The organism is Stenotrophomonas sp. 22385, from assembly GCF_052045085.1.
In the GTDB taxonomy this organism is placed as follows: Bacteria; Pseudomonadota; Gammaproteobacteria; order Xanthomonadales; family Xanthomonadaceae; genus Stenotrophomonas.
On record NZ_JBQEOG010000002.1, the window covers coordinates 52,781 to 69,830 of the forward strand.

At 67.0% G+C, this 17,050-nt stretch carries 13 protein-coding genes; 5 read left to right on the top strand and 8 right to left on the bottom strand.

Going from position 1 to position 17,050, the window contains the following annotated elements; all coding sequences use genetic code 11:
- Positions 1 to 258 precede the first annotated feature (258 nt).
- On the top strand, positions 259 to 1,623 hold the full coding sequence (gene hglS / locus ACTJI4_RS04700; RefSeq protein ID WP_440868663.1) for a 2-oxoadipate dioxygenase/decarboxylase HglS: 1,365 nt from the start codon (positions 259 to 261) through the stop codon (positions 1,621 to 1,623).
- Positions 1,624 to 1,768: 145 nt separating this feature from the next.
- Here hglS and ACTJI4_RS04705 read toward each other — a convergent pair whose 3' ends face one another.
- On the bottom strand, positions 1,769 to 3,283 hold the full coding sequence (locus ACTJI4_RS04705; RefSeq protein WP_392919794.1) for an acetyl-CoA hydrolase/transferase family protein: 1,515 nt from the start codon (positions 3,281 to 3,283) through the stop codon (positions 1,769 to 1,771).
- Between the two features lie 335 nt (positions 3,284 to 3,618).
- On the opposite strand from ACTJI4_RS04705, the gene glnE reads away from it, so the two are divergent.
- The gene (gene glnE / locus ACTJI4_RS04710; RefSeq protein ID WP_440868847.1) at positions 3,619 to 6,477 is read left to right on the top strand and encodes a bifunctional [glutamate--ammonia ligase]-adenylyl-L-tyrosine phosphorylase/[glutamate--ammonia-ligase] adenylyltransferase; all 2,859 of its coding nucleotides are present in this window, start codon (positions 3,619 to 3,621) and stop codon (positions 6,475 to 6,477) included.
- Between the two features lie 88 nt (positions 6,478 to 6,565).
- Here the strand turns inward: glnE and ACTJI4_RS04715 are convergent, their stop codons facing one another.
- The 4 genes from ACTJI4_RS04715 to ACTJI4_RS04730 all read right to left on the bottom strand — a co-directional run bounded on the left by ACTJI4_RS04715 (position 6,566) and on the right by ACTJI4_RS04730 (position 9,990).
- Positions 6,566 to 7,120 (bottom strand): queuosine precursor transporter, encoded by a 555-nt coding sequence (locus ACTJI4_RS04715; protein WP_440868664.1) that lies wholly within the window; start codon positions 7,118 to 7,120, stop codon positions 6,566 to 6,568.
- Between the two features lie 53 nt (positions 7,121 to 7,173).
- A complete protein-coding gene (locus tag ACTJI4_RS04720; RefSeq protein ID WP_392919785.1) occupies positions 7,174 to 7,698 on the bottom strand; it encodes a hypothetical protein in 525 nt (174 codons plus the stop codon).
- A 29-nt stretch (positions 7,699 to 7,727) separates the two neighbouring features.
- Positions 7,728 to 8,618 (bottom strand): DUF2145 domain-containing protein, encoded by an 891-nt coding sequence (locus ACTJI4_RS04725; RefSeq protein WP_440868665.1) that lies wholly within the window; start codon positions 8,616 to 8,618, stop codon positions 7,728 to 7,730.
- A 400-nt stretch (positions 8,619 to 9,018) separates the two neighbouring features.
- Positions 9,019 to 9,990 carry a mitochondrial fission ELM1 family protein gene (locus ACTJI4_RS04730; protein WP_440868666.1) on the bottom strand — a complete coding sequence of 324 codons (972 nt, stop codon included), beginning with the start codon at positions 9,988 to 9,990 and terminating at the stop codon, positions 9,019 to 9,021.
- A 142-nt stretch (positions 9,991 to 10,132) separates the two neighbouring features.
- Between ACTJI4_RS04730 and ACTJI4_RS04735 the strand changes: the two genes are divergently transcribed.
- A complete protein-coding gene (locus ACTJI4_RS04735; protein ID WP_392919773.1) occupies positions 10,133 to 10,723 on the top strand; it encodes a malonic semialdehyde reductase in 591 nt (196 codons plus the stop codon).
- Positions 10,724 to 10,810: 87 nt separating this feature from the next.
- Complete coding sequence (locus ACTJI4_RS04740) at positions 10,811 to 11,521, top strand: YceI family protein (protein ID WP_392919769.1); 711 nt, start codon at positions 10,811 to 10,813, stop codon at positions 11,519 to 11,521.
- A gap of 336 nt (positions 11,522 to 11,857) precedes the next feature.
- On the opposite strand, the gene ACTJI4_RS04745 is transcribed toward ACTJI4_RS04740, so the two are convergent.
- The 3 genes from ACTJI4_RS04745 to ACTJI4_RS04755 all read right to left on the bottom strand — a co-directional run bounded on the left by ACTJI4_RS04745 (position 11,858) and on the right by ACTJI4_RS04755 (position 13,868).
- Positions 11,858 to 12,274: a hypothetical protein gene (locus ACTJI4_RS04745; RefSeq protein ID WP_440868667.1), complete on the bottom strand. Its 417-nt coding sequence runs from the start codon at positions 12,272 to 12,274 to the stop codon at positions 11,858 to 11,860.
- 202 nt (positions 12,275 to 12,476) lie between these two features.
- Positions 12,477 to 13,271, bottom strand: coding sequence for a siderophore-interacting protein (locus ACTJI4_RS04750; RefSeq protein ID WP_440868668.1), 795 nt, complete (start codon positions 13,269 to 13,271; stop codon positions 12,477 to 12,479).
- A gap of 93 nt (positions 13,272 to 13,364) precedes the next feature.
- Complete coding sequence (locus tag ACTJI4_RS04755) at positions 13,365 to 13,868, bottom strand: PadR family transcriptional regulator (RefSeq protein WP_068848838.1); 504 nt, start codon at positions 13,866 to 13,868, stop codon at positions 13,365 to 13,367.
- A 413-nt stretch (positions 13,869 to 14,281) separates the two neighbouring features.
- Between ACTJI4_RS04755 and aceE the strand changes: the two genes are divergently transcribed.
- The gene (gene aceE / locus ACTJI4_RS04760; RefSeq protein ID WP_392919758.1) at positions 14,282 to 16,969 is read left to right on the top strand and encodes a pyruvate dehydrogenase (acetyl-transferring), homodimeric type; all 2,688 of its coding nucleotides are present in this window, start codon (positions 14,282 to 14,284) and stop codon (positions 16,967 to 16,969) included.
- Positions 16,970 to 17,050 lie beyond the last annotated feature (81 nt).

The window sequence follows — 17,050 nt, forward strand, 5'->3', positions numbered from 1 at the left end:
GTCGCATCCCGATCGACCGCCGTGAAATGCTCCGCGTTCGGTGAGGGCATGACCTTCGTCGGGGACGGCTCTCGCTCCGTTTCGGGGTCATGCGTTACCGGGTGTTGACCGGTTATCGGCGGTCGTTCGGGAACCGACCCTACCCCCCCATGCGACGTGTGGGGCACCCTCGTCAATGCTGCTGTGCACCTCGCCGCATCCCGCTTCCTCGGCGACAATGGGTACCTGCTGTTCCCGTGATCCGTTGCCGAGTACGTAATGAGCGCCGACCGTTTCGTTTCACCCGACGATATCCGCAGCCTGTTCGCCCAGGCCATGTCCACCATGTACCGCACCGAAGTGCCGCTGTACGGCACCTTGGTTGACCTGGTGGCCGAGATCAACGATGCCGTGCTCACCGACAACCCGGCGCTGGCCGAGCAGCTCGAACGCAATGACGAGCGTGGCCGCCTGGCGCAGGAACGCCACGGCGCCATCCGCGTCGGCACGGCCGACGAGCTGGCCACCCTGGGCCGCCTGTTCGCGGTGATGGGCATGCACCCGATCGGCTACTACGACCTCTCCGTAGCCGGCGTGCCGGTGCATTCCACCGCCTTCCGACCGCGCACCGCCGCCGCGCTGGCCGCCAACCCGTTCCGCGTGTTCACCTCGCTGCTGCGCCTGGAACTGATTGAGGACGAAGTCCTGCGCGACGAAGCCGCGCGCATCCTCGCGCGCCGCCGCATCTTCACCGCTGACGCACTGGCGCTGATTGACCAGGCCGAACGCGAAGGCGGGCTGGACCAGAACGACGCGCGCCGCTTCGTGCTCGCCGCGCTGGAAACCTTCCGCTGGCACAGCGACGCCACCGTGTCGCTGGCCACTTACCACGCCCTGCACGACGCCCATCGCCTGGTGGCCGACGTGGTCAGCTTCCGGGGCCCGCACATCAACCATCTCACCCCGCGCACGCTGGATATCGACGCCGCGCAGGCCGGCATGCTCGCCCGTGGCATCGATGCCAAGGCCGTGGTCGAAGGCCCGCCGCCGCGCCGCTGCCCGATCCTGCTGCGCCAGACCAGCTTCAAGGCGCTGGAAGAAACGGTGAACTTCCCTGATGGGGAAGGTGGCGATGCCGGCACCCACACCGCACGCTTCGGCGAAATCGAACAGCGCGGCCTGGCCCTGACTCCCAAGGGCCGCGCGTTGTACGACCAGCTGCTGGCCCAGGCCCGTGATGCCGGCGGTGCCGGCAGCACCGGCCAGGATTACCCCACGCGCCTGGCCGCGGCCTTCACCGCATTCCCGGACGACCACGACAGCCTGCGCCGCGAAGGGCTGGGCTATTACCGCTATGCGCTCACTGAAGCCGGCCGCGCCAACCCGGCCGCCGTGGGCGACCTGCCGGCCGAAGCGCTGGTGGCGGCAGGGCTGGCCAGTGCCGACCCGATCGTCTACGAAGATTTCCTGCCGGTCAGCGCGGCGGGTATTTTCCAGTCCAACCTCGGCGGTGAAGAGCAGCGCGCCTATGCCGCCCATGCCAACCGCGATGCGTTCGAGCAGGCGCTGGGCATGAAGGTGGAAGACGAGTTCGTGATCTACGAACGCCTGCAGCAGGAATCGCTGGACAGCCTGCGCGGTTGACGGATTGCGTGCGCCACGACCAACGGTCGTGGCCTACCGGCGTTCACCATGGCGAATGGCCGCGGTGTACCGGCAATCACGACGGCGGATGATCGCGGTTTACCGGTAGGTACCGACCGTTGGTCGGTACCTCACCCACCGACGCTCACGCCTTCATCGTGCCCGTATCCAACCACCGCTGGTGCCAGGACAACGCTTCGGGCAGCAGGTGCGGGGTGTGCTTGCCGTAACTGTCCCGGCTGGCGCGCTCGAAATAATCGTTGAGCTGGTCGCGGAAATCGGGATGCGCACAATTGTCGATCACCGCACGCGCACGCTTGCGCGGCGGCAACCCGCGCAGATCCGCCAACCCCTGCTCGGTCACGATCACCGACACATCGTGTTCGGTGTGGTCCACGTGGCTCACCATCGGCACGATCGCCGAGATGGTCCCGTTCTTGGCCGTCGACGGGCTCAGGAACGCCGACAGGAACCCGTTGCGCGCGAAATCCCCCGAACCGCCAATGCCGTTCATGATCCGCGTGCCCATCACATGCGTGGAATTGACGTTGCCGTACAGATCCACCTCGATCATGCCGTTCATGCCGATGCAGCCCAGGCGGCGCACCAGTTCCGGGTGGTTGGAAATCTCCTGCGTGCGCATGATGATGCGCTCGCGGTAGAAATCGATGTTTTCCTTGAACGTCTCGTTGGCCTGCGGGCTCAGCGCGAACCCGGTGCACGAGGCATAGCTCAGCACCCCGTCGCGCAGCAGGTCCAGCATGCCGTCCTGGATCACTTCGGTGAACGCGCTCAGGTCGCGGAAGCCGCTTTTGCCCAAGCCCGCCAGCACCGCATTGGGAATGTTGCCCACGCCGCTCTGCAGTGGCAGCAGGTTGGCCGGCAGGCGCCCGCGCGCCACTTCGTGCTGCAGGAACTCGATCAGGTACGCCGCGATCTGCTCGCTGGTCGCATCGATCGGGCTGAACGGGCTGTTGCGGTCCGGGCCGTTGGTGCGCACCACCGCCACGATCTTGTCCGGGTCACAACGCAGTGCCGTCTCACCGATGCGGTCGTTGCCGTGAACCAGCGGAATCGGCTTGCGGTGCGGCGGCAGCGCCGTGCCGTAGTAGATGTCGTGCATGCCGTCCACCCCGGCCGGCTGCCATTCGTTGACCTCGACGATCACCTTCTTGGCCAGGTCCAGCCAGGTCTTGTTATTGCCCACCGAGGTGGAGGGGACCAGCGAACCGTCTTCGCGGATCGCCGAAACCTCGATCACCGCCGTGTCGATCTCGCCATAGAACCCGAACCACACATGCTGGGCCACGTGGCTCAGGTGGATGTCGATGTAGTCCAGCAGGCCCGCGTTGATGCGGTTGCGCGCATCCGGATCGCTCTGGAACGGCATGCGCATGGCGATGCCATCGGCCTTGGCCAGCGCGCCGTCCAGTTCCGGGGCGGTGGACGCACCGGTCATCAGGCTGATCTGGAAGGGCAGGTTGTCGGCGTGGAACGCCTCGATGCGCTGGGCCAGGGCCACCGGCACCGCCTTGGGGTAGCCCGAGCCGGTGAAACCACTCATGGCCACCGTCTCACCGGGCTGGATCAGCGCGGCGGCGGCTTCGGCAGATACAACGCGACCGCGCAGGCGCGCGTCGGCAATGCGATCAACGGACATGACGACTACGTTTTGTGGGGGACATTCATTATCCGCCATCGCCGCCGCCAACCGGCTGCGACCAAGGTGGAATGGCGTCCACCGCGCGGATGGGTTCCTATTCAGTTAAATGAGGGCATCTGTACCCGCCGGTATTGTTTTGCAGTGCAGCGTGCAACTTCTGCGCGGAGCCTAGAAGATCGCCCTGCATCCCGACGTGGGGGAGGGAGCAGAGCCCGCTGGCAGTTCGCTGCAAGCGGGCTTTTTTATGTCTGAAATTGGTGAACGGCCGTCTCCGGCCCCCATACGTACCGCATCATTCGGGCGCCTCGTGCGACCCCATGCATAATCGCTTCATGCCGATTCCTGCCGATGCCGTCCCCGCCGCCCTTGTCCCGCTCGTCGACCGCGCGCTTGCCCGCCTCGCGCTCAGCCTGAACGACTCAGGCAACTGGCCGCCGCCGGAACCGGTGTTGGCCAAACTCCGCCTGCTCGCCATCACCAGCGACTTCGCCCTCGACACCCTGTGCCGGCAGCCGGCGCTTCTGTCGCAATTGACCCAAACCGACTGCCCGCCGCTGCCGCTCCCGGAACTGGATCCGCTGCAGCCGGCCGACTGGCCCGCGCGCCTGCGCCGCTACCGCACCGCCTGTTCCACCCGGCTGATCTGGCGCGACCTCGACGGCCTGGACGACGTGCCCGCCACCCTGGCTGGCGCCACCCGCCTGGCCGAGGAATGCCTGGGCCTGGGTCTGGCGGCGCTGGAGCAGGAATTCGCCACCCGCCACGGCGTGGTCCGTGCCGCCGATGGCAGCGCCCAGCAGCTGGTGGTGTTCGGCCTGGGCAAGCTGGGCGGTGGCGAACTCAACTTCAGTTCGGACGTGGACCTGGTCTACGCCTACCCGCAGGGCGGCGAATCCGATGGCCCGCGCCCGCTCGCCGCCGAGGAGTACTTCGCCCGGCTCGGCCAGCGCCTGGCGCGCCTGCTCGACGAAACCACCGTGGACGGCTTCAGCCACCGCGTCGACCTGCGCCTGCGCCCGTTTGGCAGCGCCGGCCGCGTAGCGCTGTCGTTTGCCGGCATGGACCAGTACTTCCAGCGCGAAGGCCGCGACTGGGAACGCTATGCCTGGCTGAAGGCGCGCGCCGTGGCCGGCGACATCGCCGCCGGTGAAGCCTGGCTGCAGACGCTGCGCCCGTTCGTCTACCGCCGCTACCTCGATTTCACCGCGCTCGATGGCCTGCGCGAAATGAAGGCGGCCATCACCGCCGAAGTCTCGCGCCGCGACATGTTCGACGACATCAAGCGCGGTCCCGGCGGCATCCGCGAAATCGAATTCCTGTCGCAGGCCCTGCAGCTCATCCGCGGTGGCCGCGAAGCCAGCCTGCGAGAGCGCCGCCTGCTGCATGCGCTGCCCGCGCTGGTCGCCTGCGGCCAGATGGCAGCGGAAGATGGCGCAGACCTGCTGCACGCCTATGGCTTCCTGCGCCGCCTGGAAAACCGCCTGCAGATGCTGCGCGATGCCCAGACCCACGCGCTGCCCGCCGACCCCACCGACCGCCTGCGCATCGCCTGCGGCCTGGGCTACGCCTACTGGGACGCGCTGCTGGCCGCACTCGATGTACAGCGCGACCGGGTGAGTACCGAATTCGCCGCACTGCTCGCCCCGCGCGCCGGCCAGGCCGCCCCCGATGCACTGGCCAATTACTGGCGCGGCCTGCCCGACAGCGGCGATGCCGAGGTGCTGGCCAACGCCGGCTTCCACGATCCCAACGGCGCCGACCAGTCGCTGCGCGACTTCGCCCAATCGCTCGGCGTGAAGTCGCTCAGCGACAACGCCCGCGCACGCCTCGACCGCGTGCTGCCCGCGCTGCTGCATGCGGCCACCCGCTCACCGCACCCGGACGCCGCGCTCAAGCGCGTGCTCGGCCTGCTGCAGGCCATCCTGCGCCGTACCAGCTACCTCGCGCTGCTCGACGAACAGCCCAGCGCACTCGCACGGCTGGTGGACGTGCTCGCCCGCAGCGCGCTGCTGGCCGAACGCATCGCCGCCTACCCGTTGCTGCTGGACGAACTGCTGGACGTGCGCGTGTCCGGCCCGATGCCCGACGCCGCCGCCATGCAGGCCGAGTGCGATGCCGCGCTGGCTGTGGACGACCCCGAAGCCGCGCTGCGCCTGCTCAATGAAACCCGGCTTGCGCTGAGCTTCCGCATGGCCCTGGCCACGCTGGACGGCCGCCAGCGCGCCGTGGACAGCACCCGTCAGCTGGCCCAGCTCGCGCAGGCGGTGGTGGTCACCGTACTGGCAATGGCCGATGCGGACATGCGCCGCGCGCACGGCGAAGTGCCGGGCGGCCGGTTCGCCATCATCGGCTACGGCAGCCTGGGCGGGTTGGAACTGGGCTTCGGCTCGGACCTGGACCTGGTCTTCCTGCACGACCACCCGGCCGACCAGGACAGCAGCAACGGCGCCCGCCCGCTCGACCCGGGCCGCTGGTATGCGCGCTTGGCGCAGAAGGTGATGGCACTGCTGGGCGCGGTCACCGCCGCTGGCCGCCTGTACGACATCGACGTGCGCCTTCGCCCGGATGGCGGCAAAGGCTCGCTGGTGTCCTCGCTGGCCAGCTACACCGAATACCAGCGCGAGCGTGCGTGGACCTGGGAACACCAGGCCTTGGTGCGCGCACGTGGCATCGCCGGTGATGCCAGCCTGCTGGCCGATTTCGAACGGATCCGCGCTGCCACGCTGGCGCGCCCGCGCGAACGCGACGTGCTGTACGCCGATGTGGTGAAGATGCGTGGCCGCATGCGCACCGAACTGGACCGCAGCGATGCCGCGCGCTGGGATTTGAAGCAGGGCGCCGGTGGCATCGTGGACCTGGAGTTCCTGCTGCAGACCGGCGTACTGGACAGCGCCGGCACGCACCCGCAGGTGCTGGAGCCGCGCGACACGCCCAGCCTGATCGACCAGCTGGCTGCCATCGCATGGCTGCCGGGTGGCACACGCGACGCGCTGCACGAAGCGCACGCCGCGCTGCTGGACGTGGGCTTGGCCTGCACGCTGGACAGAAGGCCGCGCCTGGCGGTCCTGACCCCCGCGTTGGAAGAAGCCCAACGCGTAATCACCGCCACCTGCGAAGCAGCAGCGCTACCCTTCGGAACGGTCGGTTCCCAAACCACCACCGATACCGGTGCAACGTTCGGTAACGCATGACCTCGAACAAAAACAAACGCCGTCCCCGCCGATGTTCATGCCACAACCGAACGCGGGCAACGTAACGGCGGTCGATTGGGATGCGACCCTACGCCGTGCGCGGCGCCATCTTCCACAACAACGCGCGGAACGGCGCCAGCAAAAACACACCGATCGCCAGCTTCACCGTCAGGTCGCCCGCCGCCCAGCTCACCCACGGCAGACTCGAGCCGGCAAACGCGATGCTCCAGAAAATCGTCGTATCCAACGTCGCACTGCACGTGGTCGCCACCATCGGCGCGCGCCACCAGTGCCCCCGGCGCAGCCGGTCGAACACGGTGATATCCAGCAGCTGCGCGGCAATGAACGCCAGGCACGATGCCACCGCAATGCGCGGCGTCGCAATCCAGATCGACAACAGCACCGCCAGCGCAAACCCCGCCCACGCCACCCGCCGCGCCGCCGCCGGGCCAAACCGGCGGTTGATCAGGTTGCTCACCAGGAACGCCACCGGGTAGCTGAAAGCGCCCCAGGTCAGCCAATCGTTGATCGGGTACTGCACCAGTACGTTCGAGCCCAGCACCACCGCGCCCATGGCCAGCACCGCCAGCAGCAGCGAGCGCAGGGTCAACGGGGCAAACACAATGGCAGGGCGCGCGGTCATGGCGGCGGATTATCCCGGCTTGGGGCGACCACAGCCACCCCGCGCCGGTTCACTTACCAGCGTTCGCTCAGGTTGCTGGCCGCCGCATCGGTGGTGGGCAGGAACGCCAGCTGCGTGCCCTGCGCATCGGCCACCATCCACCCAGCACCGGCCTCGGTGGGCGTGAAGGCCAGCACATCACCGGCTTTCAGCGCCTGTGCGGGGTTGTCGTCGCGCGCAGGCCACTGCACCACGGCCAGGTCGGCGGGGGCCTCGGGGTTCTTCAGGGCCACCTGGTAAGCGCCGTCAGCCTGGCGCTCCACCTTCTCAACAGTGAGCGGCGGCAACGGGCCGGCTTTCGCCCCGGCAGCGCCGGCGCCCTTATCCTTGGCCGCACTGCGCCGCTCCGAACCCTTGGCCGAGCCCTTGAAGCCCGCCGCCGTCAGCCAGATTGGCGCGGTGACCACCGCGATGCTCACATACGCGCTCAGCGCCGCGTAGCTCACCGACTGCTGGCTCGGGGTGAAGTTCTGCGCACCGGCCTGCGGTGCTGCAATGGCCACGCCCAGGGCCACCGCCAGAATCGAATAACGCTTCATGCCAACTCCTTCTGCAAAGGGAAAAATGCTTACGGCTTCGGCGCCGCCATCCCGGCCACCGGCACGTGCGCCACGCTCAGTTCCTGCGCCAGCGCCTTGCGCCGCTGCAGGAAATCGAACACCGATTCCACCGTCACCACCGAATAGTCGCCGGAAATGCGCTCACTGGCCGGGTGGTCGGTGGTGGCTGCATTGGCCGAGAAGAAGCGCGCGCCCAGGCGCTTGCCCACCCCGATGTGCAGCGAGCTCGGCTGGTAGCGCTGTTCCTTCAGCCACGCCTGCACCTGCGCACGGCGCACCAGCAGCGTGCCATCGCGCGATTGCGCCATCGCCGCCGCCAGCACTTCCAGCACCCACTGGTTGGAGTTCTGGTATTCAACGCTGAAGGGGTAGGCCACCACGCTGTAGCGCGGCTCATGCAACGCCTTGGCCTGGATGCCTGGCGCGGTGAGCATGGCCTTCAACGCCGCGCGCACCGCAGGCGTGGGCACGCCCACGCGCAGATCGGTATGCGTGCCGGTTTCGCCGATGAAGTTGCTCAGGCCTTCATGGAACAGCGAAGACTGCGGCGACTTGCAGTGGTTCAACAGATGCACCGCGCGCCAGCGGCCATCGCTTTCGCGCACCGCGAAGGCCAGGTGGCTGTGGCGCAGGCCGTACCTGCTGAGGTCCTGGCCGCCGCGCGCGATGATCACCACATCCACGTCGTCGAGCGCTTCCAGTGTTTCATCGGCGCGCTGGGCCACATCGAACATCGAAGCGAGCGCAGCCGGGGTAGGGTGGCGCTCCATGCATTCGGGCTGTTGGGATTGCGCGAACGCCGCAGGCGCGGCCAGCAACAACGCCGCGCACAGCAATGTCGGCAGCGCGATGCGCTTCAACGGCGGGTGCTCAGGCAATCCGGGGCAGGGCAGATCCATTGCGATTCAGTCTCCAGCGGTACGGGGCCGCGTCGGCATCATAGCGGTATCAGGCCGTGTGCCGACTAACAGTCGGCGCTACCGGGTTCATGCCGACTTATACGCTGCGTTACCGGCTCAACTCCCGCGCACAAGGCTCGCTAACCGGCGCCGGCTGATCCTCGGGCGGCCACCGCTCCTTCTTCTGCTCATCCGTGCGCGGCGGCTGGTTCCGGTACGCGGTGAGCTCCTTATGGCAGCTCCACGACAGCGCATCCTGCCCGGCAGGCATGCTCGAACACCCCGCCATCAACGCAACCATCAACGCCGCTACAGCACTGCGCATACGCACGCTCCTTCCCTGGTGAACCCCGAATCTAACGGCATCACCGCCGCATCGGTAGCCAAGCGCCCATCGCCGTTAAGCCGGGATACCCAAAGCCCCGCGCACCTGCGCGGCAATCCGCCCGGTCTCGCGAAGCGGCTCGATCGGCCCGGGATAACCCCAATCCAACCAGCGCTCCTGCAACCGCCCGCGTGCGCGCAGCGCCTGCTGGAACTGCACCATCCGCCCCTGCGCCTGCTGTTCGAGCGCTACCGCCACCGGCAGCCGCGTGCCGCACGCTTCAGACAGCAGGTTCACCGAATCGGGCGATACCACGATGCGGTCGGCCCAGCCCAGCAGCCCCGCATACGGGTTCACCCCATCGCCGCCATCGCCCCAGATCACCCCGGGCACATCGGCGAATGCGCTGCGCAGCGCGCCCACCAGCGCCGGCGGCGTGCGCCGCGAGGTGGTGGCCAGCAGGCTGCCGCCCTCGGCGCGCAGCTGCTCGGCCAGCTGCTGGAACACCTTCACCATGTCCGGCTCATGCCACGGCGCGTGCGCGGTGGGCCCGCCCACCAGCAGCGCGGTGCGCGGGCCGGGCAGGTCGCCGAAGTGGGCAAAGGCCGCGCGGCCCACCGTGAGCCAGTCATCGTCCACCGGGTTCAGGCTGCCCAGCAGGGTCAGTACGTTGCCGCCACGCAGGGCATCGTGTTCGGGCACCACCAGCAGGTCCCAATGGCGCGTGCCCAGGCGCGGGTCCAGGATCTGCACCACCTTGCTGCCGCGCCGGCGCAGCTCGCGCAGCGCGCCGGCGGCCTGGCGGCCACAGCCCACCGCCAGCTCGGGCGGCTGCGCGGTCAATGTCGCGAAGGCCTCGCCAAAGCCCTGGGCCATGCCCGGCAGCCAGCGCGGCGCCACCCATTTCCAGGGCGCGCGCGGCAGCAGCACCAGCGGGCGATGCACCCCCAGCTTCAATGCCGTGGCCAGGGCCACTGCCTGCCGCACATTGCCGGCACGGCCGTCAGTGATCGTCCAGGGCGGACTCCATCGTTTCACGTGTGGCATTAATTCGTTTCAGCCAAGCTGGGTGTTGCAACAGTCGCGACACTCTACACTGCCAGCCTTCGCCGACCGCGCAGTGCCCCGTAAAGGTAGCGCACGGCGTGCGGGATTCCTTCTTCATCCAACGTGTTCTTCTGGAGGCTTCATGTCCGACGTGCTCAACGATGCTGCGCTTGACCAGTTGTTCCGTACCGCCCGTACCCAGAACGCTTTCCTCGACAAGCCGGTCGAAGACAGCCAGCTGAAGGCGCTGTACGAACTGCTGAAGTGGGGCCCCACGGCCGCCAACGGCAGCCCGGCGCGTTTCGTGTTCGTGAAGTCGCCCGAAGCCAAGGCCAAGCTCGCCCCCGCGCTGTCCGAAGGCAACCACGACAAGACCCTGGCCGCCCCGGTCACCGTCATCATCGGCTTCGACGAAGACTTCCACGAAAAGCTGCCGTACCTGTTCCCGCATACCGATGCCAAGGCATGGTTCGACGGCCCGCGTGAAGGCCGCCATGAATCGGCGTTCCGCAACAGCAGCCTGCAGGGCGCCTACCTGATCCTGGCCGCCCGCGCGCTGGGCCTGGATGCCGGCCCGATGTCCGGTTTCGACCCGGCCAAGGTGGACGAGGCCTTCTTCAAGGGCACCGCCATCAAGTCGAATTTCCTGGTCAATCTGGGTTACGGTGATTCTTCGGGCCTGTTCCCGCGGCTGCCTCGCCTGGCCTTCGACGAAGCTGCCCGCATCGAATAAGCGTTTCCGCCGGATGTGGCCCGTCCGTGCGGACGGGTTGTTTCCTTACTTTTCCCTTTTTCCCTACGAATTCGAGAGAGAACCGACATGACCGTGACCCGCAAACTGCTCCTGCCGCTGGCCCTGACCCTGGCCATCGCCGCCTGCTCCAAGCCGGCTGAAGAAACCGCCGCCCCGGCCGCCGACGCGACCCCGGCTGCTGCCGCCACCACCCCGGCCGCCGAAACCGCTGCCCCGGCCGCTGCCGCCCCGGCCGCTGAAGCCATCCAGATCGCCTCGGGTACCTACAAGCTCGACCCGAGCCACACCGACGTGCTGGCCCAGTGGAGCCACTTCGGCTTCTCGCACCCCACCGCGCACTTCGGCAGCGCCGAAGGCACCCTGGTGTACGACGCCGCCGACGTGACCAAGTCCACCGTGGAAGTGAAGCTGCCACTGAGCGGCCTCAACAGCTTCACCGCCAAGTTCGACGAGCACCTGCGCAGCGGCGATTTCTTCGACGCCGCCAAGTTCCCGGCCGCCACCTTCAAGAGCACCAAGGTTGAAGCCGCGGGCACCAACAAGCTCACCGTGACCGGCGACCTCACCATCAAGGACATCACCAAGCCGGTGACCCTGGATGTGACCGTCAACGCCGGCGGCGAGCACCCGATGGCCAAGGTTCCGGCCGCCGGCTTCGACGCCACCACCACCATCAAGCGCAGCGATTTCGGCGTGGGTGCATACGCCCCGAACGTGAGCGATGAAGTGAACATCCGCATCACCACCGAAGCCACCGGCGAAAAGCCGGCTGCGTAAGCGGTAACGATGTTGAACGCAGAAATCCCGCCGAAAGGCGGGATTTTTGTTTGTGCCCAATGCTCGACGGGGTGCAGCATTGGTAGGGTCGGTTCCCAAACGACTGCACGTAACGGTGCAACGTTCGGTAACGCATGACCTGTGCCGAAGCAAAAGCCGTCCCCGCCGATATTCATGCCCCAATCGAACGCGGATGATTCCACGGCGGTGGTGCTCCTCCGCGTCCTGCGGCCGCACCACTCGTGCATCCATGCACATCGTCGATCGTGATGCGACCCTACCGCCCTGCGTGCCACACGTTATTGGCGCGGGTGCATGGCGCCCGCGCCCACGGCGTTACGCCGTGGCGATCTTCGCCAACCAACCCGTGGCGAAATCCGTTGGCAGCCGGCGTGCCGGGGCGGTCAACCCGCTCTCGCGCAGGAACGCGTGCGTGGCCTGGGCGAAATTCTGGCGGGCAATCAGCGCCGTCTGCTTCACCGCGCCCTGCTGCTTGCGCAGCTGCACGATCTGCAGGCTCGGCTTTCCGGGCAACGCGTACTTCTGGTAACGGCGCAGCTCGTCGGCCACCAGGGTGATATCGGCGTTGGCCTGCAGCAGCGCCAGCTGGGCGCGGGCCAGCGGCAGCACCGCCTCGCGCATGGGCACGGTGGCCTGCGGGGCGATGTCGGCCAGGGTGGCGTCCAGCGTGGCATCGGCGCGCTCCAGGCGCGCGATCAGGTCGGCCAGTGCCGAAAGAGAAGCTGCTTGCATCGAAAGGCACCGGCCCAAAACGCGATTGTCGCATGGCGGGGGTCACGACCAACGGTCGTGACCTACCGGGCGGTTGGGATTGCGGAGGTCACGACCAACGGTCGTGACCTACCGGGAGGGGCGGGGTCACGACCCTCGGTCGTGATCCACCGGGGTGCATCCGCGGTAGCGCACGACCGTTGGTCGTGCGGCGCGAGGGAACTCAATCCCCCTCGTGCTCCGGATGCGCCTTCCAATACCCCTTCGAGCGGATCCACTCCTTCGGCGCCCCCAGATGCCCCTCCACGTACTTGCGCATCATCCGCGCCCGGCGCGATTCGGTGGCGATCCAGTAGAACGTATCGCCCTCCGGCTCCTCGAAATCGGTCAGCACGTCCTCCAGCAGGGTGCTGGTGGCCGCATCAAACCCGTTGCGCTCCAGCCACGACACCCGGATGCGTTCATCCTCCGGCAGCTCCTGGCGGTCATCCGCTTCCGGAATCTCGATGTACACATCCGCCCGGGCGCCTTCCGGCAACGTCTCCAGCCAGCGCCCAATGGCCGGCAGCGCGGTTTCATCGCCAAACAGCACATAGGTATCGAAGTCATCGGCGGTGATATGCGAGCCACGCGGCCCACCCACGGCAATAGCATCGCCGGCCATGGCATTGGCCGCCCAGCGCGACGCCACGCCATCGCCGTGCATCACGAAGTCGATGGCCAGCTCGTTGGCCTCCAGGTCCCACCAGCGCGGGGTGTAATCGCGGGCGGGCGAGGGCTCCTGGCCTTCCGGGTAGCGCGGGCCGTCCGGGGTCATGGTGGGCACCACGAACTGGCCTTGCGCATTCGGGAAGAACAGCTTCACGTGGTCATCCGGCGAAGGCGACTCAAAGCCTTCCAGCGCCTCACCGCCCACGATCACCCGGCGCATGCACGGGCTGATTTCCTCGGTGCGCAGCACCTGCAGTGGGCGGAACTTCACGGTGTGGCGCACCAACTTGTTTTCATGCAGAGCCATGGCGATGTACCTGTTTCAAAGCCGCCGCAGCGGCGTAGGGGGAAAGACCTGGCTGGCGAAACGCGGGCGGGGTCGAACAAGGGGAAGAACGGTTCAGCGGCCCTGCGCGCGTATCTGCGCAGCGGCCTCACGCAGCGCCTGGGCCACCGCCACCGCGTTGTCGTCCTGCCAACGGGCGTGGTGGAGGCCCAGCGCCTGCTTCAGCTCGCGCATCGCATCGCGCACCACGGGCGGCAGGTTGGCCTTGGCGATCGAGCGCGCGCTGTGGCGCACCCGGTGCAGCGCCGCGTCCACCTCCTCGCGCTGGGCCGCCAGCTCGGCCTGGCCCAGTGCGGTGAGCTGGTAGCGCTTGCGCCCGGCCTCTTCCAGCGCGCTCACCCAGCCAGCGGCCTCGAACTGCGCCAGCACCGGGTAGATCGAGCCCGCGCTGGGGGTGTACACCCGCACGAACATCTCACTGATGCACTGGATCAGCTCATAGCCATGGCGCGGCTGCGCCGCCAGCAGCGACAGCACCAGCAGGCGCAGGTCGCCACGGCTGAGCGGGCGGGAGGTCAGCGGACGGGCAGGGCCATCCAGATCACGGGGAGCGGTCATTTCGATATATCGAATGAAGTGCGCAAACGATATATCGAAAACCCCAGCCGGTGTAGAGCCACGCCCTGCGTGGCTGCGCAACGGTTCAGCAAACCGGTGCCCCAGGATGGACCGCGCGCAGCCAAGCAGGGCGTGGCCCAACCCCAAGCCGGCCACCACAACGCTTCGTCCCCCAGGTAGAACACTCCGCACGTTCCACGCCCACCATGACAGCGCTAGCCAACGCAGGCGCCTTGAAACCGCCCGTGGAACCCCCTCAAGACAGCACACCACTGTCGCCTCATGTCCCCAAGACACAACCGCACCCACTCCATACGCACCCGTAGCGAAGTAAGCAAACCCATTGGTGCGCTACACTTTGCGGCTAGAAATCTAAAACAGTCGCGCGCGTGCGTGCGGTCATGGGAGCGCTAATGAACTGGTTGAACGAGGTGCTGAACAACGACCCGAATCCTGTGGAAACCCAGGAATGGATCGAGTCGCTGAAGGCCGTTATTGATGTCGAGGGCCCTGAGCGCGCGCATCAGCTGTTGGAAGGCATGGTGGAACTGACCCGTCGTTCGGGTGCTTACCTGCCGTTCTCTCCCACCACCGAGTACGTGAACACCATCGCGCCGAACCTGGAAGCCAAGAGCCCGGGCAACGCCGAACTGGAATGGCGCATTCGTTCCATCATCCGTTGGAACGCCATGGCCACCGTGGTGCGCGCCAACCGCAAGCCGGGCGACCTGGGCGGCCACATCGCCAGCTTCGCTTCCGGTGCCACCCTGTACGACGTGGGCTTCAACCACTTCTGGCGCGCCCCCAGCGACAACCACCCCGGCGACCTGCTCTTCATCCAGGGCCACAGCGCCCCGGGCATCTATGCGCGTTCGTTCCTCGAAGGCCGCATCGACGAGCAGCAGCTGGACAAGTTCCGCATGGAAGTGGACGGCGGTGGCCTTTCCAGCTACCCGCACCCGTGGCTGATGCCCGATTACTGGCAGACCCCCACCGTGTCGATGGGCCTGGGCCCGCTGGCCGCCATCTACCAGGCGCAGTTCCTGCGTTACCTGGAAAACCGTGGCCTGATCGAAAAGAGCGACCGCAAGGTGTGGTGCTTCATCGGCGACGGCGAATCGGACGAACCGGAAACCCTGGGCGCCATCGCGCTGGCCGGCCGTGAAGGCCTGGACAACCTGATCTTCGTGGTGAACTGCAACCTGCAGCGCCTCGATGGCCCGGTGCGCGGCAACGGCAAGATCATCCAGGAACTGGAAGGCGTGTTCCGTGGCGGCGGCTGGAATGTCATCAAGCTGCTGTGGGGCGGTTACTGGGATGCCCTGCTGGCCAAGGACACCAACGGTGTGCTGCGCAAGCTGATGATGGAAACCGTCGACGGCGAATACCAGAACTGCAAGGCCTTCGGCGGCGCGTACACGCGCGAGCATTTCTTCGGCAAGTACCCGGAAACCGCCGCCATGGTGGCCGGTCTTTCCGACGACGACATCTGGCGCCTCAACCGCGGTGGCCACGACCCGCACAAGGTGTACGCCGCCTACCACGAGGCCGTGAACACCAAGGGCATGCCCACCGTGATCCTGGCCAAGACGGTCAAGGGCTACGGCATGGGCAGCGCCGGTGAAGCGCTCAACCCGACCCACCAGACCAAGAAGCTGGACGACGAAGCGGTCAAGCACTTCCGCGACCGCTTCAACATTCCGGTGACGGATGCGCAGCTGGCCGATGGCCAGGTGCCGTTCTACCACCCGGGCCCGGATTCGCCGGAAGTGAAGTACCTGCAGGAGCGTCGCGCCGCACTGGGCGGTTACCTGCCGCAGCGCCGCCGCAAGGCCACCAAGAGCTTCAACGCACCGAAGCTGGAAACCTACGAACGCCTGCTCAAGAGCAGCGGCGAGCGCAGCTACTCCACCACCATGGCCTTCGTGCAGAGCCTGAACATCACCCTGCGCGACAAGGAACTGGGCCCGCACATCGTGCCGATCGTGGCCGACGAAGCCCGTACCTTCGGCATGGAAGGCCTGTTCCGCCAGATCGGCATCTACGCCCCGTTCGGCCAGAAGTACAAGCCGGTCGACGCCGACCAGCTCATGTTCTACCGCGAAGACCAGAGCGGCCAGGTGCTGCAGCAGGGCATCAGCGAGCCGGGCGCCATCAGCTCCTGGATGGCCGCCGGTACCAGCTACTCGGTTTCCAACGTGCCGATGCTGCCGTTCTACATCTACTACAGCATGTTCGGCTTCCAGCGCGTGGGCGACATTGCCTGGCAGGCCGCCGACATGCGTACCCGCGGCTTCCTGCTCGGCGGCACCGCCGGCCGCACCACTCTCAACGGCGAAGGCCTGCAGCACGAAGATGGCCACAGCCATCTGGCCGCTGGCGGCATTCCGAACGTGCGCAGCTATGACCCCACCTTCGGCTTCGAAGTCACGGTCATCCTGCAGCACGGCACCAAGCGGATGATGGAAGACCAGGTAGACGAGTACTACTACCTGACCCTGATGAACGAAAACTACACCCACCCGGAAATGCCGGAAGGTGCGGCCGAAGGCATCGTCAAGGGCATGTACCTGCTCACCGACGCCGGCAAGCCGAAGAAGGGCGAGCTGCGCGTGCAGCTGATGGGTTCGGGCACCATCCTGCGCGAAGCCATTGAAGCGGCCGCGCTGCTGGAGAAGGACTTCGGCGTCACCGCCGATATCTGGAGCTGCCCCAGCTACAACGAACTGCGCCGCGATGGTTTCGACGCCGAACGTTGGAACCGCCTGCACCCGGAAGAGCCGCAGCGTAAGGCCTACGTGACCGAGCTGCTGGAAGACCGCCAGGGCCCGGTGATTGCCGCAACCGACTATGTGCGTGCGTATGCGGACCAGATCCGCGCGTTCGTGCCGGCCACGTTCACCGTGCTGGGCACCGATGGCTTCGGCCGTTCGGATACCCGTGCGAACCTGCGTCGCTTCTTCGAAGTGGACCGGTACTACATCGCGCACGCCGCGATTGCGGCACTGGCCAAGGACGGGAAGATGACCGGGAAGGATGTGGCCCGGGCTATCAAGCAGTACAAGATTGATCCTGAGAAGGCTAATCCTGTCGGGGTTTGATCCCCATACGGCTGGGCAGCAACATTAGAGGGGCGGGCCGCAAGGTCCGCCTCTTTTTTTGGCCAGCAAAGCACGCATGGC